Annotated in this window: 26 protein-coding genes; 14 read left to right on the top strand and 12 right to left on the bottom strand. The window is 62.2% G+C overall.

The window, feature by feature from the left end; translation table 11 throughout:
- Window positions 1-47: 47 nt before the first annotated feature.
- Window positions 48-458 (bottom strand): lactoylglutathione lyase, encoded by a 411-nt coding sequence (gene gloA, locus NKK52_RS19840; protein WP_019856614.1) that lies wholly within the window; start codon window positions 456-458, stop codon window positions 48-50.
- Between the two features lie 161 nt (window positions 459-619).
- Between gloA and NKK52_RS19835 the strand changes: the two genes are divergently transcribed.
- Together NKK52_RS19835 and NKK52_RS19830 are read left to right on the top strand one after the other, a co-directional pair.
- Window positions 620-2062 (top strand): FAD-binding oxidoreductase, encoded by a 1443-nt coding sequence (locus NKK52_RS19835; protein WP_023683140.1) that lies wholly within the window; start codon window positions 620-622, stop codon window positions 2060-2062.
- 3 nt (window positions 2063-2065) lie between these two features.
- Window positions 2066-2860, top strand: coding sequence for a FadR/GntR family transcriptional regulator (locus NKK52_RS19830; protein ID WP_023683141.1), 795 nt, complete (start codon window positions 2066-2068; stop codon window positions 2858-2860).
- Window positions 2861-3179: 319 nt separating this feature from the next.
- Here NKK52_RS19830 and NKK52_RS19825 read toward each other — a convergent pair whose 3' ends face one another.
- Entirely contained in the window at window positions 3180-4067 is an 888-nt protein-coding gene (locus NKK52_RS19825) for an AraC family transcriptional regulator (protein WP_023683142.1), read from the bottom strand.
- A gap of 433 nt (window positions 4068-4500) precedes the next feature.
- Window positions 4501-5337, bottom strand: coding sequence for a hypothetical protein (locus NKK52_RS19820; protein WP_023683143.1), 837 nt, complete (start codon window positions 5335-5337; stop codon window positions 4501-4503).
- Between the two features lie 552 nt (window positions 5338-5889).
- Here NKK52_RS19820 and NKK52_RS19815 point away from each other — a divergent pair.
- The 4 genes from NKK52_RS19815 (at window position 5890) to NKK52_RS19800 (ending at window position 7976) form a co-directional block, all read left to right on the top strand.
- Window positions 5890-6129, top strand: a complete 240-nt coding sequence (locus tag NKK52_RS19815; RefSeq protein WP_245263084.1) for a DUF6471 domain-containing protein — start codon at window positions 5890-5892, stop codon at window positions 6127-6129.
- Complete coding sequence (locus NKK52_RS19810; RefSeq protein WP_023683145.1) at window positions 6126-6632, top strand: DUF1643 domain-containing protein; 507 nt, start codon at window positions 6126-6128, stop codon at window positions 6630-6632. The genes NKK52_RS19815 and NKK52_RS19810 overlap by 4 nt, the downstream gene beginning before the upstream one ends.
- A gap of 116 nt (window positions 6633-6748) precedes the next feature.
- Complete coding sequence (locus tag NKK52_RS19805; RefSeq protein WP_050591968.1) at window positions 6749-7246, top strand: hypothetical protein; 498 nt, start codon at window positions 6749-6751, stop codon at window positions 7244-7246.
- Window positions 7218-7976, top strand: coding sequence for a dCTP deaminase domain-containing protein (locus NKK52_RS19800; RefSeq protein WP_198031493.1), 759 nt, complete (start codon window positions 7218-7220; stop codon window positions 7974-7976). The genes NKK52_RS19805 and NKK52_RS19800 overlap by 29 nt, the downstream gene beginning before the upstream one ends.
- 18 nt (window positions 7977-7994) lie before the next feature.
- Here NKK52_RS19800 and NKK52_RS19795 read toward each other — a convergent pair whose 3' ends face one another.
- Together NKK52_RS19795 and NKK52_RS19790 are read right to left on the bottom strand one after the other, a co-directional pair.
- Window positions 7995-8228 carry a hypothetical protein gene (locus NKK52_RS19795; RefSeq protein ID WP_023683148.1) on the bottom strand — a complete coding sequence of 78 codons (234 nt, stop codon included), beginning with the start codon at window positions 8226-8228 and terminating at the stop codon, window positions 7995-7997.
- Window positions 8229-8440: 212 nt separating this feature from the next.
- Window positions 8441-9343, bottom strand: coding sequence for an NAD(P)-dependent oxidoreductase (locus NKK52_RS19790; RefSeq protein WP_023683149.1), 903 nt, complete (start codon window positions 9341-9343; stop codon window positions 8441-8443).
- Window positions 9344-9468: 125 nt separating this feature from the next.
- Here NKK52_RS19790 and NKK52_RS19785 point away from each other — a divergent pair, with 125 nt between their 5' ends.
- The 3 genes from NKK52_RS19785 (at window position 9469) to NKK52_RS19775 (ending at window position 12778) form a co-directional block, all read left to right on the top strand.
- A complete protein-coding gene (locus NKK52_RS19785; protein ID WP_023683150.1) occupies window positions 9469-10209 on the top strand; it encodes a FadR/GntR family transcriptional regulator in 741 nt (246 codons plus the stop codon).
- A 226-nt stretch (window positions 10210-10435) separates the two neighbouring features.
- Window positions 10436-11422: an aldo/keto reductase gene (locus NKK52_RS19780; protein ID WP_023683151.1), complete on the top strand. Its 987-nt coding sequence runs from the start codon at window positions 10436-10438 to the stop codon at window positions 11420-11422.
- 207 nt (window positions 11423-11629) lie between these two features.
- Complete coding sequence (locus tag NKK52_RS19775; RefSeq protein ID WP_023683152.1) at window positions 11630-12778, top strand: extracellular catalytic domain type 1 short-chain-length polyhydroxyalkanoate depolymerase; 1149 nt, start codon at window positions 11630-11632, stop codon at window positions 12776-12778.
- A 53-nt stretch (window positions 12779-12831) separates the two neighbouring features.
- Here the strand turns inward: NKK52_RS19775 and NKK52_RS19770 are convergent, their stop codons facing one another.
- The 4 genes from NKK52_RS19770 to NKK52_RS19755 form a co-directional block, all read right to left on the bottom strand.
- Entirely contained in the window at window positions 12832-13452 is a 621-nt protein-coding gene (locus NKK52_RS19770) for a hypothetical protein (protein WP_023714076.1), read from the bottom strand.
- 179 nt (window positions 13453-13631) lie between these two features.
- The gene (locus NKK52_RS19765) at window positions 13632-14237 is read right to left on the bottom strand and encodes a general stress protein (protein ID WP_023671087.1); all 606 of its coding nucleotides are present in this window, start codon (window positions 14235-14237) and stop codon (window positions 13632-13634) included.
- Between the two features lie 31 nt (window positions 14238-14268).
- Window positions 14269-15021: a DUF4142 domain-containing protein gene (locus NKK52_RS19760; protein WP_023683154.1), complete on the bottom strand. Its 753-nt coding sequence runs from the start codon at window positions 15019-15021 to the stop codon at window positions 14269-14271.
- Between the two features lie 261 nt (window positions 15022-15282).
- A complete protein-coding gene (locus NKK52_RS19755) occupies window positions 15283-15471 on the bottom strand; it encodes a hypothetical protein (protein WP_023683155.1) in 189 nt (62 codons plus the stop codon).
- A gap of 130 nt (window positions 15472-15601) precedes the next feature.
- Between NKK52_RS19755 and NKK52_RS19750 the strand changes: the two genes are divergently transcribed.
- From NKK52_RS19750 to NKK52_RS19730, 5 genes are all read left to right on the top strand, one after another.
- On the top strand, window positions 15602-15964 hold the full coding sequence (locus NKK52_RS19750) for a hypothetical protein (RefSeq protein ID WP_023683156.1): 363 nt from the start codon (window positions 15602-15604) through the stop codon (window positions 15962-15964).
- 201 nt (window positions 15965-16165) lie between these two features.
- Window positions 16166-16375, top strand: a complete 210-nt coding sequence (locus tag NKK52_RS19745; protein ID WP_023671091.1) for a hypothetical protein — start codon at window positions 16166-16168, stop codon at window positions 16373-16375.
- Window positions 16376-16434: 59 nt separating this feature from the next.
- Complete coding sequence (locus tag NKK52_RS19740) at window positions 16435-16704, top strand: PilZ domain-containing protein (RefSeq protein ID WP_023726509.1); 270 nt, start codon at window positions 16435-16437, stop codon at window positions 16702-16704.
- 167 nt (window positions 16705-16871) lie between these two features.
- Window positions 16872-17420: a dihydrofolate reductase family protein gene (locus tag NKK52_RS19735; protein ID WP_023683158.1), complete on the top strand. Its 549-nt coding sequence runs from the start codon at window positions 16872-16874 to the stop codon at window positions 17418-17420.
- Window positions 17421-18113: 693 nt separating this feature from the next.
- Window positions 18114-18548, top strand: coding sequence for a hypothetical protein (locus NKK52_RS19730; protein WP_023671095.1), 435 nt, complete (start codon window positions 18114-18116; stop codon window positions 18546-18548).
- Window positions 18549-18956: 408 nt separating this feature from the next.
- Here NKK52_RS19730 and NKK52_RS19725 read toward each other — a convergent pair whose 3' ends face one another.
- The 3 genes from NKK52_RS19725 to NKK52_RS19715 are packed head-to-tail and all read right to left on the bottom strand — an operon-like array spanning window position 18957 to window position 21549.
- Window positions 18957-19769: an SDR family NAD(P)-dependent oxidoreductase gene (locus tag NKK52_RS19725; RefSeq protein WP_023671096.1), complete on the bottom strand. Its 813-nt coding sequence runs from the start codon at window positions 19767-19769 to the stop codon at window positions 18957-18959.
- Complete coding sequence (locus NKK52_RS19720) at window positions 19766-20755, bottom strand: sugar phosphate isomerase/epimerase family protein (RefSeq protein ID WP_031197617.1); 990 nt, start codon at window positions 20753-20755, stop codon at window positions 19766-19768. The genes NKK52_RS19725 and NKK52_RS19720 overlap by 4 nt, the downstream gene beginning before the upstream one ends.
- A gap of 26 nt (window positions 20756-20781) precedes the next feature.
- Window positions 20782-21549, bottom strand: a complete 768-nt coding sequence (locus NKK52_RS19715; protein ID WP_023683162.1) for an SDR family NAD(P)-dependent oxidoreductase — start codon at window positions 21547-21549, stop codon at window positions 20782-20784.
- Window position 21550: the final 1 nt, after the last annotated feature.

Here is a 21550-nt window from a genome sequence, read left to right as displayed (position 1 = left end):
GACGGGACCGCATCGGCGCGAGGCCGATGCGGTCCGGCCCGATCGGATCACATCGTGTCGAGGCCGATCAGCTCGATCTTGTAGCCGTCGGGGTCTTCGACGAAAGCGATGTGGGTGGTGCCGTGCTGCATCGGGCCGGGCTTGCGCGGGATCTTGGCGCCGCGCTTTTCCAGTTCGGCGCAGACGGCGTAGATGTCGTTGACGCCGAGCGCCAGATGGCCGAAGCCGGTGCCGATCTCGTAGGGTTCCTCGCGGCCCCAGTTCAGCGTCAGCTCGACGACGGCTTCCTTGTCCTCGGGGCCATAGCCGACAAAGGCGTTGGTGAACTTGCCGCCGGGGTAGTCGTCGCGGCGCAGCAGGGTCATGCCGAGCACCTCGGTGTAGAAGGCGATCGACTTGTCGAGGTCGAGCACCCTGATCATGGTGTGCATATAGCGAAAGCCCGGGGCGTCGCTCATTGGGGAAGTCCTCCGAATTCTGTGATTTGCGGGTCTGATCATCCACATCGAACGCTTGGCGGCAAGATGGCCTCGCTTGATGTTCTCAATCAGGGTTGTATGATAACACGACAACGCCGGTATTTGTCCAGCCGTTTTGCCGAGGGGCCCAGAGCCAATCCATGAATGCCGTGCCGCCACCCTCCGCATCGCAGATCGCAGCCCTGGCCGGCCTGCTGCCAAATGGCGGGCTGCTGACCGAGGAAGTGGATCTGGCGCGCTACAGCCGCGACTGGTCGGGCGACCATTTCGGCCGGCCGCTGGTCGTGGCGCGGCCCTCTTCGGTGGAGGAAATGTCGGCGCTGATGAGGTTCTGCCATGCCGAGCGCATTCCGGTGGTGCCGCAAGGCGGGTTGACCGGCCTTGTGGGTGCTGCGGTGGCGGCGGATGGAGGCGAGATCGTCATCTCGCTGGAGCGCATGAACCGTATCCGTTCGATCAGCCCGATCGACTTTGCCATGGTGGTCGAGGCCGGCTGCATCCTCGAGGACGCCAAGCGCGCGGCCGAAGCGAGCGACTGCCTGCTGCCGATCACCTTCGGCGCGCAGGGCAGCTGCCGCATCGGCGGCAATGTCGCCACCAATGCCGGCGGCTTCAACGTGCTGCGCTACGGGATGACGCGGGATCTGGTGCTTGGCCTCGAAGTGGTGCTGGCCGACGGCCGCATCTGGAACGGGCTGAAAGTGCTGCGCAAGGACAACCGCGGCTATGATCTGAAGCAGATCTTCATCGGCTCGGAGGGCACGCTAGGCATCGTCACCGCGGCGGCGCTGAAACTATTCCCCAAGCCGACGCAGATCGAAACCGCGCTGGTTGGCCTGCGCTCCGTCGAGGACGCGATGGCACTCTATGCAAGGGCGCGGCGCGATTGCAGCGATTTGCTCACCGCCTTCGAACTGATCCTGCGCGGCGGCATCGAGATCACCATGCGCGAAGGCCAGGATTTTCCCGATCCGCTCAGCCAGCCCTATCCCGTCTATGTGCTGATCGAGGTGTCCTCCGGCGGGCTGATCGACCTCTCCAACATGCTGCTGGGGTTTCTCGGCAGCGTCGAGGACATCGTCGAGGACGGCGTCATCGCTTCGACCAGGGCTCAAGGTGAGCGGTTGTGGCTCTACCGCGAGATCATGGTCGAGCGGCAGGGCAGGGGCGGGCGCTACCTGCGCACCGATGTGTCGGTGCCGATCTCCAGGCTTGCCGATTTCGTCACCGATGCGCTGGCCGCCTTGGAGAAAGCCCGGCCCGACGCGCTGGCCGTCACCTACGGCCATGTCGGCGACGGCAACATCCACCTCAACGTCGTGCCGCCGGAAGGCATGGGCACCAAGGCGATCGAACATCTGTTCGAGCAGGCGGAAGCCGAGATCTTCACCGTCGTCGATCGCCATGGCGGCTCGATCAGCGCCGAGCACGGCATCGGCCGGGTCAAGCAGAAGGCGTTCCTCGAACGCATCGATCCGGTGACGCTCGACCTCGCCGCCGGCATCAAGGACGCATTCGACCCGCGCTACATTCTCAGCAACGGCCGCATTCTGGCGTCCGCATCCGCCGTCGACTATAGGTGAGCGATGACGCTGAAACTCGACAAGGTCAATCGCGGCCCACACCTCTCCACTCTGGTGGCCAGTTCCATCTCGCGCGAGATCGCGCAAGGCCGGCTGAAGCCGGGTGACCAGCTGCCGACCGAGGCGGCGCTGGCAACCACTTTCGGGGTCAGCCGCAACGTGGTGCGCGAGGCGATCGCGCGGCTGCGCTCGGAAGGCCGAATCTGGTCGCAGCAGGGGCGCGGCGCCTTCGTGGTCGAGAGCAACAACCCGACGGTGCTGACCATCGACCATGAGACGCTGCAGCGCGCCGACTCGTTTCGCAATCTGTTCGAACTGCGTGGCATCCTCGAAGTGCAGGCGGCGGCCCTTGCCGCAAAACGGCGCAGCGACGCCGATCTCAAAGCCATGGGCGATGCGCTGTCCGGCATGCGCCCCGCCCCCTATGGCAGCGTCGCCTGGCTGCGCAGCGACCTCGAATTCCACCGCACCGTCGCCGAGGCGACGCGCAATTCCTACATGGGCCAATTCCTGGTCTTCGTGTCCGAGCGGGTGCGCGAAAGCATTCTCGCCGCCGGCAACCAGCAAAAGTCGGACGACATGGCCCGCATCACGCTCGGCGAACATGAGCGCATCCTGAGAGCGATCCGTGCCGGCGACGCCGAAGGGGCGCAAGCCGCGATGCGCGACCATCTGGCGGGCGCGGCGCTGCGGGTGGGGTTGCATGAGGGGGAAGCTGCGGAGATAGCGCCGGGGCCCGAGGCAGCGTCTCCGGTACGGCATTCGCGGTTGCGGAAGGCTGTGCGCGGGCAGGCTTAGGGATAGCCTTGCCTTGTCCGCGCGCTGGGCCAATCGCCTATGGCGGCGCTGACCCCCACTCCGTCTCGGCTTCGCCGAGCCACCTTGCCGGGGCGAGCCACGGGTCTCGCCCGTCCTTCGGACCCCCCATTTCATGGGGATGAGGAAATGCCAATCTCCGAGATCGCAGCCCTTCAAAAGCTTGGGTTTCCTCTCCCCCACGAATGTGGGGTAGAGGTGGCTCGGCGAAGCCGAGACGGAGTGGGGGAGCGCCATATCAGATGTCACTCGGTCGTCGGCTCACCAGCTCAGGGCCGGAGATAGGCCGCCACCCACCGCGCTATTTCAGCGGCAAAAACAGCTCAAGCACCACCTCGCGCACCGGTCCGTTCGACGAAAAGTGTCGCTGGCAATAGATCGGAAAGTCGCGCGCCTCCTCGCCGCTGGCCGGAAGCCATTCGCGGTACAGGTAGAGCGCTGCCGGCTCGAGATTGTTGGTGTTGCCGGGATAGCGCAGCACCGCGCAGCGTCCGCCGGGGATGACGCCGGCCTTCATCTGCACGTCCTCGATCGGCCCGCCCTCTACCGGCAGCTCGGTTCCGGCACAAATGTCCATGCTGTAATCGGCCGGATTCGCCGGCTGCCTTTCGGAACGGAAGATGTTGAAAGTCGAGCTTGTCTCGGGCGACAGGCCGGCGGCCTTGCGCCAGGCGATGAAGCGCTGGATGGTGTCAGGAAGCGTCGCCCTATCGCCGCGATGCTCCAGGATCGCCACCGGCGTCGGCGGCACGTCGCGGATCATCACGTCGCCGGGTTCGAAGATTATCTGCATGAGCGTGGTCCTTGCTTTGTCGAGCGGCCCGAATGCCATGAGCCACGGCCCCCAGTCGGGAGATTTCCGAAACGACGAAGGCGATTGCCCGAACCGTTGCCGAAAGGCGCGGGCGAAGGCATCCGGTGCGTCGTAACCGGCATCCATCGCTATGTCGGTGACGCTTTGGGCGCCGCTCTCGGCCAACCTGTACGAAGCGCGCTTCAGGCGCGCGAGCTGGACATAGCGATGCACGGACAACCCGAAGGTGGACGTGAACTGCCGGTGGAAATGGAATTTCGAAAACGCCGCGACGCCGCTCAACGCTTCCAGGCCCAGATCGTCGTCCAGATGCTGGTCTATGTGGTCCAGCACCCGCTGCATCCGGGCTTGGTAGTTTTCAAGTGGCGTCTTCATCCTGCGTGTTTCTTCCGTGACGACACCAGATAGGCTCTTCGGGATATGCCGCGCTCGACCGATCTTGCGGTTTGACATGGAAGGACGCGGCCATCAGGCTATTTGACCCAGACGCCGACACTTCCCGTTGAAAGCGTACGTCACCAAGCACCGCGCCGAGAAAGGTTCTGTGAAGCGTTTTGCACTCAACACCATGCGGGAAGCCACCACGCCGCTCACGTCGCGCCAGATCACCGAACTATGGGTTGCTGACCGTGGCCTAGCCGCCGACGAGGCGACCGTCACCACGATAAGGAAGCGCATCGGCGCTTGCATAAAGGTCTGTGTCGGTCCAAGGGCTGGTCGAGGATTGCGGCTGGACCGACGATCAGACGCATTCGGCCCGTACAAGCTATGGAAACTGAAAAGGGGCGACCAGTAGGCCGCCCCTTTTTCAATCTCTGATTTCGACAGTCGAGATTTCGACCTCTGCGCTATCCTCGTCGGTATAGATGAGTTCGAAGACATTATTCAAACTGGAAAGCCATTTCGCGCGCTGCCTGATCGGCCACGGTGATCCGACAGGCGGGAGGATTTCCAGAATCCCTAGCACGGCTGGATGAATCTCGCGCTGGAGCTTTCCCTTGCCATTGTCGCCGGAACCGCCATCTCCCCCTTGGCCATTGCCGCCGCCACCATTTCCGGTTTTTTGCTTGTCGGCATCCTCAACACCTATGTTGGCGGGGCGGACTAGGCGGTCGCGGCCGCTTTCGAAATACCCAGCCGTTTCTGCCGACCGTTCAAGAACTTGCCTGGCGCGCTCTGCTTGCTTGGGGGCCACTCCAAACTCAATCATGCGGCGTTCCAGTGCCGCCGCTGGGGGAAGCTGGGCGCCCTTGTACTTCTCATAAATGGTCCGGAAAAGTTCAACCTGAAGGAAGGCGTCCGCTCTTGCGCGGCGGTTCGTTTTGCCGTCCACGATCTTCAGTCCGAGATCAGTGAGAGCAATGTTATCAGACCCTCGCGCGGACTGAACAAGACCGAAGGTCTTTGCCGTTGCGATCCGGGTCCGGAAACCGGAGCTATTCGAACTCAGCTTCAAATGAGCTGCGAGTTCATCCGCCTGAACTTCGCCGCCGCCGTTTCGGTTGTACACGCCTGCGGCAATTTCGGTAGCCATCGCCAGATCCATATAGGGGAACTCGATTGTCGAGCGCTCCCGGCGCGGATCATTCTGATCGCCTGCGTCACTCTCACCTTCGGTGATAGGCCCGACCTTATCCGTTTCCATGGAATGCCTCCGCCAAAATTGTGGATCGTTCGCAGAAGTACATATAGCGAACTTTTGGCAAATGCAAGGCTCTTGTCTGCGGAATATGAAACATCCGCAGACAGACGCTTGACAGGTCTGCGGAATCTGCCGATAAAGATTGTGCGCGCCAAAAAGTGCGTGAGGTCCGGAAGGCGCCAATGCCTTCCAGACCTCAGGGTCAACTATCTGCTTGCAAGGGCAGCCAACCCCGACGATGGCGAATGCCGGGAGAGTGGAGGTAAGATGACTACGAAACCGCGCCTTGGCGTTATCCGGACTGCCGCACCACCGGCAGGATCGGTTCCAAGGAAGTTAATATCGTAACCACGGGCGGGCGGCGTAAGTCGCCCGTTTCGTTTATAGCATGGGCGATTCGCCGGCTCAACCTTCGGCAGAGAGGGTCTTGGCTGCGGGGAGGAGGAAATGCTGGGACATATCAAATCGGATGATGTTGTGCATCGGATATAGGACGTTGAATCCGCACGTGCAAGGGTATATATCATCGTTTGTGATGTTTTTTCAGGAGAAACGATGATGGCGGACAATTCTATTACCTCGCCTTACGAGGAGCAGGCCAAGAACATACTGAAAGGCGAGTTGAAGCGGCGCGGCATAACCTATGCAGCGTTGGCCGAGAAGCTGACCGAGAAGGGCGCCCACGAGAACGAGCGCAATTTGGCGAACAAAATAAGCCGAGGCAGCTTCACCGCCGCGTTCTTCATGATGTGCATGGATGTGATCGGAGTCCGACAGGTAAGCCTTGAAGCATGAGTGCAATCTTTTCTGAATGCGGGGGCTATCGCTACCGGCTTGATCGCCGAATTGGCGATGGGCCGCCCCTCGGTTTTATCCTCCATAATCCCAGCACAGCTGGGGTGGATAATGATGACCCGACATCTAGACGCGGGATCGGATTCGCCCGAGACCTTGGCTATGGCCGTCTCATCTTCATAAACCCATGGGCGCGTATCGCTACCGATCCAAGTGACCTATGGGACGCGGAAGACCCTATCGGGCCAGAGAATGACGCCCATATTCGGTCTGTTGTCGCCGAAGTTTCAAAGGACGGCGGTATTATCGTGGCCGCATGGGGGCGCATCAGCCCGCCGGCGGCGAAGCGTGCCGATACCAGAGCCAGGATCACGACGCTTGTACGGAACATCGAGGAGGATGGCGGTCAACTTTACGCGCTTGCGGTAAATAAAGATCGATCTCCTCGGCATCCGCTCTATGTGAAAGGTGATGCACGGCCATTGCCGTGGACAATTTCTTAGGATTCCCATGCCCTTTATTTTGTGGAAAACCTCGCGTAGACGGCCAAGCGGTGATTCGCGGCGCTATACAGGTCGAACGCCGGGCGGCAGGGACGGCCAAGGGGAGTTTAGCTGATATGTTTACAGACGCAGACATGCTGCGCCTTCAGCAGGATCAGTATCGGCACGATGCGCGCAACCATACCGATATCCTTCACCTATCCAAAAATGACCGTCTGAAGCACTACGGGCTCCATTTTGCGAAGTATGTGGGGCGATTGGCGCGCAGCTCGGCTGAGCCGATCTCCTATGAGCGGACCGTCATCGATACCGTGTTGGTGTCGCTGAGCGCCGCCAATACGATGCATCAGCATTTGCAAGCGCCGGCTCCCTTGACGAAGGAAGCGCGGCAGATCGATCCGTTGCGGACCTACGCCGATGCCGCCGGCCGCTTCGCGGATGCTTGCGAGAAGATTGACCATATGGAGGCATTCATTCCGATCGCTCATCAGGCGAACGCGGACATAATGTCTTGGGCTCTCCATCAGGCTGACGAGCGTCAGATCGATCTCGAAGGACAGCTACGGCAGCGACGGGGGGAGCTACGTGGTCGACAATTCTACATCGCCGACTGAACCTGGGCCGACCAGCGGCTTTTGGAGCGACGGTACGTGGAAGGCCCTAAATATTGCAAACGCGCCCGTAAGGCCGTTCAAGCAAGCTGGAATTGACAAGGATGGGGCCAACTACCTTCTGGCAGTGGGGGAGGAAGTTTATCTATCCACCCAATCTGACGGCAAGAAAGTCAAAAAACTCGAGGATAATGAAGACTTTTCGATTGAGCCAGGTCAGTTCGCATTCATCCTGACTGAAGAGGAAGTCCGTATCCCGTTTGATAAGATAGGATTTATCTCCATCCGGGCTTCCGTGAAGTTTCTGGGATTGGTGAATATCTCTGGGTTTCATATTGACCCCGGATACAAGGGAAAACTCATCTTTGCTGTCTTCAACGCGGGACCAAGCCGGATTCACTTGCGAAGAGGCGAGAGGGTTTTCCCCCTTTGGATCGCCGATCTCGATAAGAAAATGCAAAGGACTGAATGGAAGACGGGATACGATAAAATCCCGTCCAATATGATAACTGCCATATCAGGCGAATTTACCACGGCCTATCAACTTGCAGAGCAGCTTAAGACTGCGAAAGCCGATATCGTCGAGCTAAAGAACTTTAGGCTCTACGCCACGACAATTGCGACCGTGGCGCTGCTCGTGCTGTCCCCATACATAAAATCCACGCTGGACAAGCTGTTCATATTCCAGCCAACGCAGTCCAGCACGAGCGCGCCAGCGACGGGAAATCCTTAGCGGCGGTGCTATGTATCACTAGGCAGAAGCTACCAATGAAAACATGTCGCCCGTCGCAGGGTTTTCGATAGCTAATTCAGAGACCCGCTTTACTTCCGGGCCATCGATATCGCCCAAGAAATAGCGACCGCTGCTAGCTTCCCAGCCATGTCCATTCTCGGCGTTCATATCTTTGAACTCGCCGCGAAAAGCCCAAACGATAATTTGATGTTCGCCGGCCGCGTTTAAGGCTACCAGGTTCTTATACTGCATCGCTCGGCACCTCCCTTCATGTGCCGACAGAGACGCTACGCTGATTCCCAATTAATGGCAAACGTCATCATATTTGGTGAGTTTTCTCCATAATACCGAAAAACCTGGGTTCCTCGCCCCCACAAAGTGGGTACAAAGTGGGGAGAGGTGGCTCGGCGAAGCCGAGAAGGAGTGGGGGGAGCGCCTTACGCGATTTCACGCCAAGGTCGATTTCACTCCGCCGTCTCCACCAGCGACACCCCATTCAGCCCAGCCACAATATCCGACAGCGCCGGCACGAACTTCTCGCCATGACCGGTGGTAACCGCCGTGGCAAATCCATTCCGCACGGCGGCGCCGATCGGGTTGGCGATGCCGGCGGCCTGGGCGAAGGAGGCGAGGTAGGTCATGTCCTTCAGCGCGTTGGCGATGGCGAAGCGCTGGGCGTTTTCGTTGCGGTTGAGGACGAAATCGAAGAAGGCCTGGTAGAAGCCGCAATCCATGCGGCTGCCGGAGATCACGCTGTTGAAGACCTGCGGCGTCAGCCCGGCCTTGGCGCCCAGGCTCAGCGCTTCGGAATAGATCGCGGAATAGCCCATCGAGACGAAGTTGTTGAGCAGCTTCATGGTGTGGCCGCTGCCGGTCGGGCCGGTGTGGACGATTCTCGCAGCGAAGGCTTCCAGCACCGGCCGTGCGCGGGCGACGATCTCGGCCGCACCGCCGACCATGACGTCGAGCTTGCCCTCGGTGGCTTCCTTGGGCGTGCGCGCCAGCGGCGCGTCGATCAGCGTTATGTCTTGCTCCGCGAGGTCGGCGGCAAGCGCTGTCGTCGATGACGGGTTGGAGGTCGAGCAGTCGATGATCAGCAGCGGCGTCTTGGCCGCAGCAAGCCCGTCCGCGCCCTTGACCAGCGCTTCGACCTCGCGCGAACCGGTGACGCACAGGATCACGATGTCGCAGGCGGCGGCGAGTTCGCGCGGGCTTGGCGCTTCGGTGGCGCCGGCGGCGATCAGCCGGTCTGCGGCGGTGCGGCTGCGGTGGACATGGACCGTCAGCGGCCAGCCCTTGCGCAACAGATTGTCGGCCATGCCGGCGCCCATGCTGCCCAGGCCGATGAAGCCGATGCGTTCTTTCATGCAATCCTCGGGTTCTTTCATGTAATTCTCCTTGGACCCACACCGGCGGGCTCACCTTTCGTCACCTTGCGGCGGGCACCCGTCGATGCAATCCTTTGAACAAGAATCGAACCGGAGTCGCGCTGATGGCGGAGCCCATGACTTTCGACGCCATACCGCAGGCGCCCAACCTGCGGACGGGTCTGGTCAACACGCTGATTGCGCAGATCGAATCCGGTGACCTTGCGCCGGGGCAGCGGCTGCCGACCGAGCAGGAGATTGTTGCTGCCACAGGCGTCAGCCGCACCGTGGTGCGCGAGGCGCTGGCGGCGCTGCGTGCGCGCGGGCTGATTACCACGCGCCAGGGGCTCGGCGCCTTCGTCGCCAAGGATCCGCCGCCGAAGACGTTTTCCGTGCTGCCCGACGATCTCGAATCGATCGACGAGGTGCTGCGCGTGCTCGAACTGCGCATGGGCATCGAGGTGGAGGCGACCGGCCTCGCTGCCCAACGGCGCAGCGAGGCGGCGCTTCAACAGATGAGCGCGCGGCTCGACGCGCTGGAGGCGGCGGTGCGTGCCGGCGGCTCCGGCTCGGAAGAGGATTTCGGCTTCCACCGCGCCATTCTCGCCGCGACGCAGAACCCGAATTTCACCCGGCTGTTTGACACGTTCGGCAGCGCCATGGTCCCGCGCCATTGGACGCGGCTCGACCGGATGACGGAGGCCGAGCGGGAAAAATATCTCGACCGCATGCAGCGCGAGCATCGCGCCATTCTCGGGGCCATCGAAGCCAGGGACGTCAATGCCGCGCGGCGCGCCATGCGCAGCCATCTGACCAAGAGCTATGCCCGCTTCGAGGATCTGCGCGAAAAAGCTGTTCACGATTAGGGGGCCAACCACGGTTGACGGACTGCTCATCCGGCGACCCCGTCGGAGATCGAGTTCGCGAATCAGCGACATGTTCCTCCGGCTCGAAATCGTTGCAATCTTACCGGGTTGTCATACAACCCTGTGATCTGGTAAATCCAGGGAAGAGGGATGTCAATCGCGTTGCCATGCGGTATGAGGCTCCCGAAATCAGAACCGTCATCAAAGCCGCAAGTCAGGAAGCAAAATGCAGTCACGGAAATTTGGCCGGACCGGCAGATCAGTCAGCGAGATCGGCTTCGGCGCCTGGGCGATCGGCGCCGCCTGGGGCGAGGTCAATGATGACGATGCGGTCGCCGCCCTGCATGCTGCGCTCGATGCCGGCGTCAGCTTCCTCGACACGGCCGACGTCTATGGCGACGGCCGTTCGGAAAAACTGATCGCACGGGTGATGAAGGAACGTGGCGGCGCGCGCCCGTTCATCGCCACCAAGGCCGGACGGCGGCTGCCAAAGCAGAGCGTCGAAGGCTATAGCGTCGAGAACCTCACCGGCTGGATCGACCGCAGCCTGAAATACCTAGAGACGGACACGCTCGACCTGGTGCAGCTGCATTGCCCGCCGACCGATCTCTATTACCACCCGGAAGTGTTCGAGCGTCTCGACAAGCTCACCGAGCAGGGCAAGATCCGCAATTACGGCGTCAGCGTCGAGCGCGTCGAAGAGGCGCTGAAGGCGATGCAATATCCCGGCGTCGTCAGCGTGCAGATCATCTTCAACGCCTTCCGCCAGCGCCCGACCGAGCTGTTCTTCGACCAGGCGAAAAAGAACGATGTCGCCGTCATCGCCCGCGTGCCGCTGGCCAGCGGCCTGCTGTCCGGCAAGTTCAGGGCGGACACCAAGTTCGAGACCACCGACCATCGCCTGTTCAACAGGAATGGCGAAGCCTTCGATGTCGGCGAGACGTTTTCGGGCGTGCCCTATGAGGTCGGGCTGGCGGCGGTCGAGAAGGTGCGGCCGCTGGTGTCAGGCGACACCACCATGGCGAAATTCGCTCTGCGCTGGATCCTGATGTTCGACGCTGTGACGGTTGTCATTCCCGGCGCCCGCAATCCGGCGCAGGCGGTTTCCAATGCGGAAGCGGCGGAGCTTGCGCCGTTTTCCTCCGAGTTGATGGCCAAGGTGAAGGCGGTCTATGATGAGAACATCAAGCCCTACGTGCATCAGCGCTGGTAACCAGCGCCTGCCGGCCTCGACCGGCTGACTGACAAGAGGTCGGCCGGGCGCAAATTGCGCTCGTCGTTACAAGCTGTGCAGCGGATCCTGTGATTCACCGGGTCATTTAATCGGTCGCGCCGCTTGTTATTGTGCAGTGCAGCAACGATATTGCTGCGTGTGCGTTGTGTGCACGAGTCTGCCCATCCGGCGCGCAAGGATAGCGATTTGCGAGACATATCCGATACGATCGCCCGGCTGAGCGCGATGCGCGGCCGGCCAGCCGGTGCAGGGCTGAGCAAGGACGACCACCTGTCCGAGATGACAGGGTTCGGGTCCAATCCCGGCGCCTTGCGCGCGCGGTTTTATCTCCCTGAAAACCTGCCGAAGCAGGCGGCGCTGGTCGTGGTGCTGCATGGCTGTACCCAGACTGCAGCCGCGTACGATCATGGTTCCGGCTGGACCGAGCTCGCCGACGAGCAGGGTTTTGTCGTGCTTTTCCCCGAGCAGCAGCGCGCCAACAACGCCAATCTTTGCTTCAACTGGTTCGTGCCAGGCGATATAAGCCGCGACGGCGGCGAGGCGCTGTCCATCCGCCAGATGATCGAGGCGGCGGTGGTCACCCACGGTCTCGACCGCAAGCGGATATTCGTCACCGGCCTTTCCGCCGGCGGCGCCATGGCGGCGGTGATGCTGGCGACCTACCCGGACGTGTTTGCCGGTGGCGCGATCATTGCCGGGCTTGCCTATGGCAGCGCCTCGACCATCCCCGAAGCCTTCGACCGCATGCGTGGCCATGGCGGACCGTCCAGATCCGAGCTGCAGCGTCTGTTGCGGGAGGCCTCGCCGCACAAGGGGCCGTGGCCGAGGATTTCGGTCTGGCAGGGCTCGGCCGATACGACCGTGGTGCCTTCCAATGCCGACGCGGTGCTGGCGCAATGGCAGGGCGTGCACGGCCTCGCTCAAGCACCGACACGCACGGAAAAGGTCGACGGTCAGAGCCGAAAAGTCTGGTCCGATGGCAAAGGCCGCGACGTGGTCGAGGCATACAGCATTGCCGGCATGGGCCATGGCACACCATTGCAGGCGAGCGGCGACAATGCTCTCGGCAAAGCAGGGCCGTTCATGTTGGATGTCGGGATTTCCTCGACGCGCCACATCGCCCGTTTCTGGGGGCTGACGAAGCCAGAGGTACGACGCACGGCGAAAGCCGAGGCCGCTTCAGGCACTGCATTGCAGCCTTTCTCGCCGAAGGAAAAACCGCGAGCCGTCCGTGTCGATCCGGCCCCGGAGCCTGTCAATCCGCCAGGCGGTCCGGCGGGCGGGATTACCAAGGTCATCGAGGACGCGCTGCGGGCAGCGGGATTGATGCGCTGAGGCTGAGGCTCGCCCCGCACACGCCCAAAATACAAGGGCAAGCGCCAGCATCATTATCGCAGCAGGCCTTCGTCCTCGAACGCATCCCAGCCCTTCAATCCGGGCGCCGGGCCGTCCGTGTCCCGGGCCTTCCTCGCAGTGCGAGCCTGGTCGGTGCCCTTTCCCGCGCGCGTCAACGCGGCCTTGCCCGCGCCGCGCCGCCTGTTCTCGGCGACTTCCTGGACATCCTGCTCTCTCCACACGGTTGCCAGATCGCGGTCCAGGACGTCCTCGATGTGGCGTGGGTCGAAAACGTGGAAGGTGACAGACTTTGATCGCCCACGCATCTTGACCGTGCGTGTGCCGGTGCTTTGCAGCCGACCGTCCTTGAGCCATTTGTGGCGCTCGCGCGAAGAGATCGTAAGGATATCCTCGACCTCGCGTGGAAGCACAGGCAGCGCCTCCACTCCCTCCAGTGTTTTGGAGATACTGGCAGAGGCGGCCTTGAACGCTTCCGCTTCGGATCTCGACATTCGCAATGCGATGCGCCCCGTCTCGGCCTTGACGTGCTTCCTGACTGCCCATGGCAGGCGGGCTCTGACTTCACGTTCGATCCCCTTGGAGCGCACGGCGGACCCGAGTGTCGCTGACGGCGACAACGGCCATTCGGCAATCAGTTGCGGGGACGGGCTCATGCCTTCCTGGGGCTGGTTTCGCTGGCTCGATGCTAACACGGCAAGAGCCGGTCAAGCCAAGGCAACAGCGAAAAGGGGCAGGTCCGAAGAGAACCGCCCCTTATGGCCGAATTTGAACGCCGCTTGCTGCGCCGACAGCACCTTCGGCCCCGCCGCCGTGCGGCGACGGGGCTCGATGATCAGAGTGGGCTGGCGTTGCGCGTTTTGTCGCGCTCGGCCTCGATGTCGGTGTAGGGGTCGGCATTGGCATCGAAGCCGGTCCAGCCACCGGCTTCATAGGCGCGTCGGCGGTCTTGCAGATCGACCGAGTTGGATTCGCCAAGAATACGCTCGGCCTCGTCGGCGAGTTCGTCACTGACCCTGGCGGTCACCATCGTGCCACCGCGGCGAACGCCCTCCGCATAGACATGCGCATCCCTTTCGGGGACGCCTGACTCGGTCAGCGCCCCGACGATGCCGCCGGCAGCGCCACCGACGACCGCGCCGCCAACGGCGCCGACCGCGGTGGCGGCCAGCCATCCTGCGGCCACGACCGGACCGACGCCCGGAATGGCCATGATGCCGAGCCCTGTCAGAAGCCCGCCGGCGCCGCCAATGACGGCTCCGAGACCGGCGCCGCCGGCTGCATCCTCGGCGGCGTTGGAGGTGTCGCCATCGTCGTACCAGTCGTCCGAATTGTTGGCGACGATGCTGATGTCGGCCTGCGGCACGCCGATTGCCTCCAGTTCGCCGACGGCATCGGAGGCATCATCGTAGTTGTCGAAAAGTCCTGTTACGGTTTTCATGGTCTTGATCTCCTCGATCTGGTTCAGAGGTTCAGTTGGCGCCGGCAACGACGTTGCCCTGATAATCGAGCGCCACGGTCGTGGTCTTGCCATCCTTGGTGGCCTGACCGCGCCAGATGCCCTGGTCGTCTTTGGTCAGCTTGGACACGCCGGAGAAGCCGGCATCCTGAATGCGGCTCTTCGCCTGATCCTCGGTGAAGCTGTTGGCACCCGGGACCGGGGCGGCCGGATTGGTGGTTTCGGTCGTGCTCACGGCCGGGGTGGTGGAGCTGGTGGTCGACGATGCATTGTCGGTGGAAGCGATCTTCTCGACCATTTCCTGATGCATTTTGAGCGTCGGCAAGGTCTCGGAGGCGAAGGTCTTCAACTGCGCGTTGTCGCCGTCCTTGGCATAGCTCTCGAACAGCGTGACCGCCTCCGAATGCGCATCGCGCTGCATCTGGACATAGGGCTTGTCGACGGCATCGTTGGCATTCTGCAGAGCCTCCAGATCGGCCTTGTGCTTGGCGTCCAGCTCCGTCGGCACTTTCAGCTTCTGTTCGCCGGCGATGGTCGCAAGCTTGGCGTTGGCGGCGCCGTGATCGTCGATCATCTTCTTGGCGAAATCCTTGACGCCTTGATCCTGGGCCTTGCCTTCTGCGATCTTGCTGGAGTCCACTTCGAACAGGCCGCCGATGGCAGCCTTGTCGACAAAGTCCTGAGCACTGTCGGCGGCGAAGGCGGGCAGGGCGAAGACCATGGCTGTGGCGGTGGCCAGCGAAGCTAGAAGAACACGTGTTTTCATGGACAGAGATCCTCGTTGGGGCACACATCGTGCTGTGAGCCTAACCAGTGCGGCCAAGCTTTGTTCCGCCGCCCAAGCGTTATAACCGGGAGGGCCGATGCCGCGATGATGGCCCCTCATCCTCGGCTTTTGCGCCTTTGCGATGTCGACGCGTGGCGCGGACGGCGACCCGCTCGATGGGCGCCTTGCAAGTCCATCGCAAAGGGAAACGAGGCCTTCGCCGCCCGCAAATGAACACCGCCCGCGGTGGCCTATCGAGGTTCAGCGATCGTTGCGTTCGAGGCGGCGCGCAACCTCTGTTTGTGCGACCTGCAGCAGCGTGTCTATTTCGAACATCGCCGCCGCATGGCCGCCGTCGCGAATGACACGGCGGGCGCGGTGGAGCAGGTCGGAGACCGTCCGCAGCGTTTCAGTATGGCTCGATCGATTCGACAAATGCGTGCCCTCCATCAGCCACAACCGTTGGATCGGGAGAGTGTTCCCAAAGTTGGCGGCCGGCCCGGCGAATGACCGTGACGGCAGGCAGCGGAACCATCCTTGTCCGTTGGCCGTTCCCCCTGCCTCAACGAAAGGAACAGCCATGGCCGAGAACGACACCCCGAAGGACACCCCGAAGGACACCCCGAAGATTTCCGCCCGAGATGCCCAGGAGGCCCTGGAGAAGCAGGTCGCATCGCTGAAGCGCGAGATCAGCAAGATCAACCGGACGCTTGCCGAGCGCGCAGAAGATGCCGTTGGCGAAGCCGGCGGCTGGTATGGCAGCGCGACCGAGCGCGCGGCACGGGCAACGCAGCAGCTGAGATCGCAGGCGCAGACGGTGTCCGAAGCCGTCCAGCAAAATCCCGGCACCATCAGCAGCGCTTTCGTGCTTGGCGGCATTGCCGGGTTGTTGATCGGCATGCTGCTCGGGCAAAGCCACGAACGCGACCGAAGCTGGTTCTAGCGGCGTATCTTATGACTATTGCGCCCGCCGGCTTTGCTGGCGGGCTTTGTATGGACGCCAGATCACTGTGGCTTTGAGTGAAAAACTCCCCGCTCGGGTAAACGGGATTTGTGGTCGGCGCCGCCTGCGCGGCGCCCTCGACAGGTGAGTTGAGTTTCCCTGCCGCGGTCGTATGTTGTTGACCGCAGTGGAGGATCACAAATGCCCATTCGACGCAAAGCCACGGAGGCCGGCGTTTTGCAGCCATCCGAACTCGAGCTGTTGGGCCGTGTATTCGAGCAGCTTAAGCGCGACGGTCAGTCGCCCGAAGCACGCGACGCCATCGCATCCCGGATTATCGCGAACTATATGGCCGGCGTGGTCGACGAAGCCGAGCTCGTCAGTCTTTCGAGGCAACCGCTGGGCCGGTAGTGCGCTTTTCATTCCGGGTTCAGAAGAGTTTCAGGTCGTCAAATCAGAGGGATAAGGCAATGCCGGCTGACCCACCGATAGAGCGACGGTCGCATATCCGTGATCTTGTTCTGAAGGAAGCGACAATCCGCGTTGGCGACGCCAGTATCAATTGTCTGGTTTGCAACCAGCACGCTCACGGTGCGGAGCTGCGGGTGAAGGCCGATATCGCAATCCCCGACCGTTTCGTCCTTCACGTGCCTGTCGATCATACCAGCTATCGCGCCGTGGTGCGGTGGAGACGGAACGAGCGACTTGGGGTGCAGCTTGATTCGGGAAGGCAGGCGTAGAGGGCGATAGCCGGGATGCAGGGTTGATGGGACAAGGCAGGGCTCGTTTGCGGAACGAACGCTTCCTTCCATGCTGCTTGCGACTTGCAATCAGTTGCTATAGCGTCTGACTGCTTGCAAATTACAAGCGGTTAATCCGTGAGCCGACTTATGTGAAGGCGCTGCTTATGGCCAAACTTATCTCGGGAATGAACGTTTCCATCGATGGCTATGTCGATGACCTTGCCGGAAATCTGGTCATGGGCGCACCAAGCCAGAAGCACTTCGAGTACTGGATCGAGACGATTCGCAACCATGCCGGCGCTGTGTATGGCCGCCGGATGTACGAGGTCATGCGCTATTGGGACGATGATCGCGCGGAATGGGATGCTTCGCTTCGCCAGTTCGCGACACTCTGGCGCAAGCTGCCCAAATGGGTCGTTTCGCGCACACTTTCACGGGTCGGCCCCAACGCCACCCTCATCTCCGGCGATATTGAAACGCAGATTCGCGAGATCGCGGCCCGCACGGAGGGTATCCTGAGCGTTTCCGGTCCGGAACTGGCCGGTCTTATGACCGGGCTGGGCCTGATCGAGGAATATCACCTGCACGTGAGGCCGTTCGTGCTCGGCAAGGGCAAGCCTTTCTTCCACGAGGCAAGGCCTCCGCTGCAACTGGTGTCGAGCACATTGATCGATGACGATACGGTTCATATGATCTATGTGCCGCGAGGCTGAACGATAAGGCGCTTCAGCGCCAACATGCGAACCAACACGTACGTTCGCAGTGGGCCTGGTCCCGGCCTTCGCACCGAGGTCTCACATGTCAGCTTGCGTGCTGGGTACCCAAGCAGCAGAGGGTCTGCTGTCGGCCGAAAATCTGCCGGTCAGCAATGCGCCCCATGCCGGTCAAAGAGGCCTTGCCGCCGTTACTCCATAAGCAGACATTGCAGACCTACAAGGACATCGCTTTTACGCCCGAAGCGCCGCTTCGGTTGGTCCTTCAGTGACCTGGCGGCCCAAGGGCGTCGTCCTCCACCGCCCGCCCTCGTCCGCAACTCACCGTTGCCAGCGGCTCTGCTCCTGGCCTTCCCGCGATGACCGAGCGGGTAGTGAAACATCATGGTCAAGCCTGAAAAGCAAGGTCCAACCTAGCCGCCTTTCCAGGCCTGCGTCATCATCGTCCAGCAGTTCAGGATCCTGCGTGCGCCAGCCGGGTCCGTCGGGTCGGCCGGCCGCACAGTTTTTTTCATCCCGCTGGAACATTGGCGAAGGAATGCAGTTGGGGTCGCTGCAGATGCCGCCGCGTGGTGCCTGTGGGCGATTGGTGGCAACACCTGATCGGCCGCCGCTCCTTTACGAGGCGGCTTAGCGTGTGAGCCAATCCTGCAGCAAAGGCCTTGGGATTGGAACGACCAACAGGAGGCAGTCATGAAGCACCAGACACTCGATCAACTCCAGTCAGTCGCGGACATCAGTCCACTATCGCCGGCTCTGCTGGCTACAAGGACGCAACGGATAGAGCGGTGGGCGGAACTGCTCTATCGAAATCCGACGCGCTCCCTTGTGGCTCTCACCGGGACTGAGCATCTGCATCCCTCTGTCCGCGGAGAAGCGCGCGCGGTCGGATCGGCGATCAGTGTCGCCTTTGACGATCCACTGCTGCGTGCATCGGGCATGCAATCGGATACCTACGGGGAAGCCAGACGCTTCTTCGAACTCTCCGATTGGCAGTTGCATGAGATCGTCTGCAGTTGCCACACCGGCGCCACCATGCAGGCTGGCTGGGCCGCCGGGCGTGTCCGCAGGGTCCTCAATGGGAGCAAGATATTGGCTTGGCTGAGAAAAGGATTCATGCCGCACTGAGACACAGCGCTCGCGCCTGAAGAAGCATGCAGGCTCCAGCAGAGCTTGCGTCGGCTCCGCGAAGGCATGGCTGACCTCAATGGAGTAGGGCGGCCGAGTTGCTTGCGACTTCAGAAATGACGTTCACCATTGCTTAGTGGGCCTCGTCAGGGTGATCGGCAATTTCGTGAATAGCGAGTGCCAGCGCCAGTTTCGACCAACCGGTCGGCAGCGCCCTCGTGACCAAGCGGGGTTACTTATCATCGGTGCGTCACATGTGCGCTTCGTCAGCGGTATAGCCTGCCAATCCCTCCACAGCCGTTTTGACGCTGCGAAAAGCTCGAGGCGTGAGGGGGCAATTTAACCCAGGAATCCCGAAAACGGACCTTCCGCTTTCGGCCCTGAAATTGAAATTCGAGGCCTCCCCCATCACCCCGGAAAGATCGTAAACCCGCCATCCACCCGCAGCACCTGCCCGTTGATAAACCGCGCCCGCGGGCCAGCCAGAAACGCCACCGCCTCCGCGATCTCTTCCGGTTCCGCATAGCGGTTCAGCGATTTGCGGCTGGAATCCATGCGCTCCGGATCGACCACGCGGGTCGCCTGGAAGCGTGCCGTCTTGGTGGCGCCTGGGCTGACCGCGTTGATGCGCACGCCGTCGTCGATCAGTTCCTTGGCGAGACAGCGCGTGTAATGCACGACCGCGGCCTTCAAGGTGGAGTAGACGACCTCGGGCGAGCAGCCGAGATGTGCCGCCGCCGACGCGATGTTGATGACGGAGCCGCCGCCGCGCCGTTTCATCGGCGGCACGAAGGCCTGGCAGACCAGCATCGTGCCGATCAGATTGTTCTCGGTGAGCACGCGGATGTCGTCCAGTTCGATGTCGAGGGCGTTGTTGGGGTTCGGCTTGCCGCCCTTGGCGCCGATGTCGCCGCCGGCGCAATTGACCAGCACATGCACGTCGCCGAGATCGGCCTCGATCTTGCGCTTCATCTCGGCCACCGCCTTCTGGTCACCAATGTTGCCGGTTACCGACGTGACCTTCGTGCCGTGCCGCTTCAGGCGTTCGACCACTTCGCCGAGATTGGCGAACTCGCCATATTTGGCCGGCGCTTCCTCGTCCATGTCGTGGATCGCGACATTGGCGCCGAGTTCGGCCAGGCGCTCGGCCATCACGCGGCCGAGGCCACGGCCGGAGCCGGTTACGAAGGCGGTCAATCCATCGAGTTCACGTGCCGTCATCGGATATTCTCCATCAGTTTGCGCATGTTGGCGGCGCTGCGCCGGATCATGTCGAGCTCATAGGAAACCAGTGAGACGTCGGCTTCGCGCTCCCAAGGCGTGCGGTAGTCGGCATCGTCGGGCAGCCGGTTGCGCTGCGCGGCCGCCAGGCAGGCGGCAAATTCGCGTGCCGTCTTCGGGGGATAGCCACGCCACCAGTCGTCGCTGAGATAGCGGACATGCCGGGCCTCCAAGGCGCCCGGTTCGAGAACGGCGGTCATGCGATCGTGGTGCTGGCCAAGAATGGCGAACAGCTTGGCAAACGGCACCGCACCGTCGCCGATGGCGCAGCGGATCAGCCGGTAACCTTCGGTCGTGAACTGCACGCGGTAATCCTTGAGGTGGACATGGCGGACATAGGGGGCGATCACCTTCGTAAAATCGAGCGGCGCTTCGCCGACCGGGAACGTGTTGCCGGTGTCGAAGGTGACGCCCACACTGTCACCACCGAGGGCGCAGAAATCGACGAGTTCCCGGCTGGTAAAGTCCTGGTGGTTTTCGATCGCAAGGACATACCCTTCGGCATTCGCGCGGGGACCCCATTCCACCAATCGCTCTCGAATGATGCCGACGTACTCGCTCCATTTTTCGCCGGCCGCGTTGCGGTCGCCGCAGAGAACCGGCGTCAGCGCCGTCCGGATGATTTTGGCGTTGAGCAGGCGCGCGGCCCGAAACGCATCGTCGAGCGGTTCGCCCACCAGCAGGCCGCCGCTGACGACCGGCGCGATGCGAAGGCCGGCGAGCCGTTCGCGCAGCGCGATCACCGCGTCGTCGGAAAGCTCGGTCAGCCATGGCACCCAGATCTCCAGCACGCGCGCGCCGAGATCGGTCGCGAGCGCGATGAAACCTTCGAGCCCCGCAGATCTAGGATTGGCGCGTGGCGTGCCGCGGCCCTGGAGGCCGAGATGATAGGTCAGGCCGTAGGGGTTCAGGCCGACCTCGAGCATGAAGCGATCCTTTGAGTCAGGTGTGGTCATCGCAGGCCGGCATCCACGGTGATCGACTGCTTGGTGATCATGCGGCTGTCGTCGGCGGCGAGGAACAGCACCGTGCGCGCGATTTCCTCGCCGAGCAGAACCTTGCGGATCACCTGGCGCTGCACGACCTGGTCGACCGAACCTTGGGTCTTGTACCAAAGCTCCCGCTGCCGGTCGGTGATGGCGGCGCCCGGCTCGATGGCGTTGACGCGGATGTTGTCGGGGCCAAACGCCCGCGCCAGCGCGAAGGTCAGCCCGACCACCGCAGCCTTGGCCGCCGCATAGGGCGCCATCTCTGACGCGCCGAAACGCCAGGCGATCGAGGAAAAATTGACGATCGAACCAAAGCCCACTTCCTGCATGTGCGGATGCACGGCCTGGGCGGCAAAGAAGTGGTGCCTGAGGTTCACATCCTGGGCATGGTCCCATGTCGCCTGGGTCACGTCGGCGACCGGCTGGCGATTGTCATCGGCGGCGTTGTTGACCAGCACTGCGACAGGCCCGAGGCGGTCGCGCACCGTGCCGATCGCGGCCTGCAGGGCGGGGATATCGGTCACATCGCAGCGCAGGAACAGGGGCGCGTGCGCTGCCGCGGCGGCGAGTTCCCGCGCGAGCGCCTCGCCGGCCTCCTGCTGCAGATCAAGAAACGCCACTCGTGCGCCATTGGCGGCGAAGGCGCGGACCGTGTCGGCGCCGATGCCCGACGCACCGCCGGTGATCAGCACGACACGCTCGGACAGGCTCGGATAGGTGGCGAAGGACAAG

It is taken from the genome of Mesorhizobium sp. C277A (assembly GCF_040324395.1).
GTDB lineage: Bacteria > Pseudomonadota > Alphaproteobacteria > Rhizobiales > Rhizobiaceae > Mesorhizobium.
This window is presented reverse-complemented; position numbering and strand designations above follow the sequence as displayed.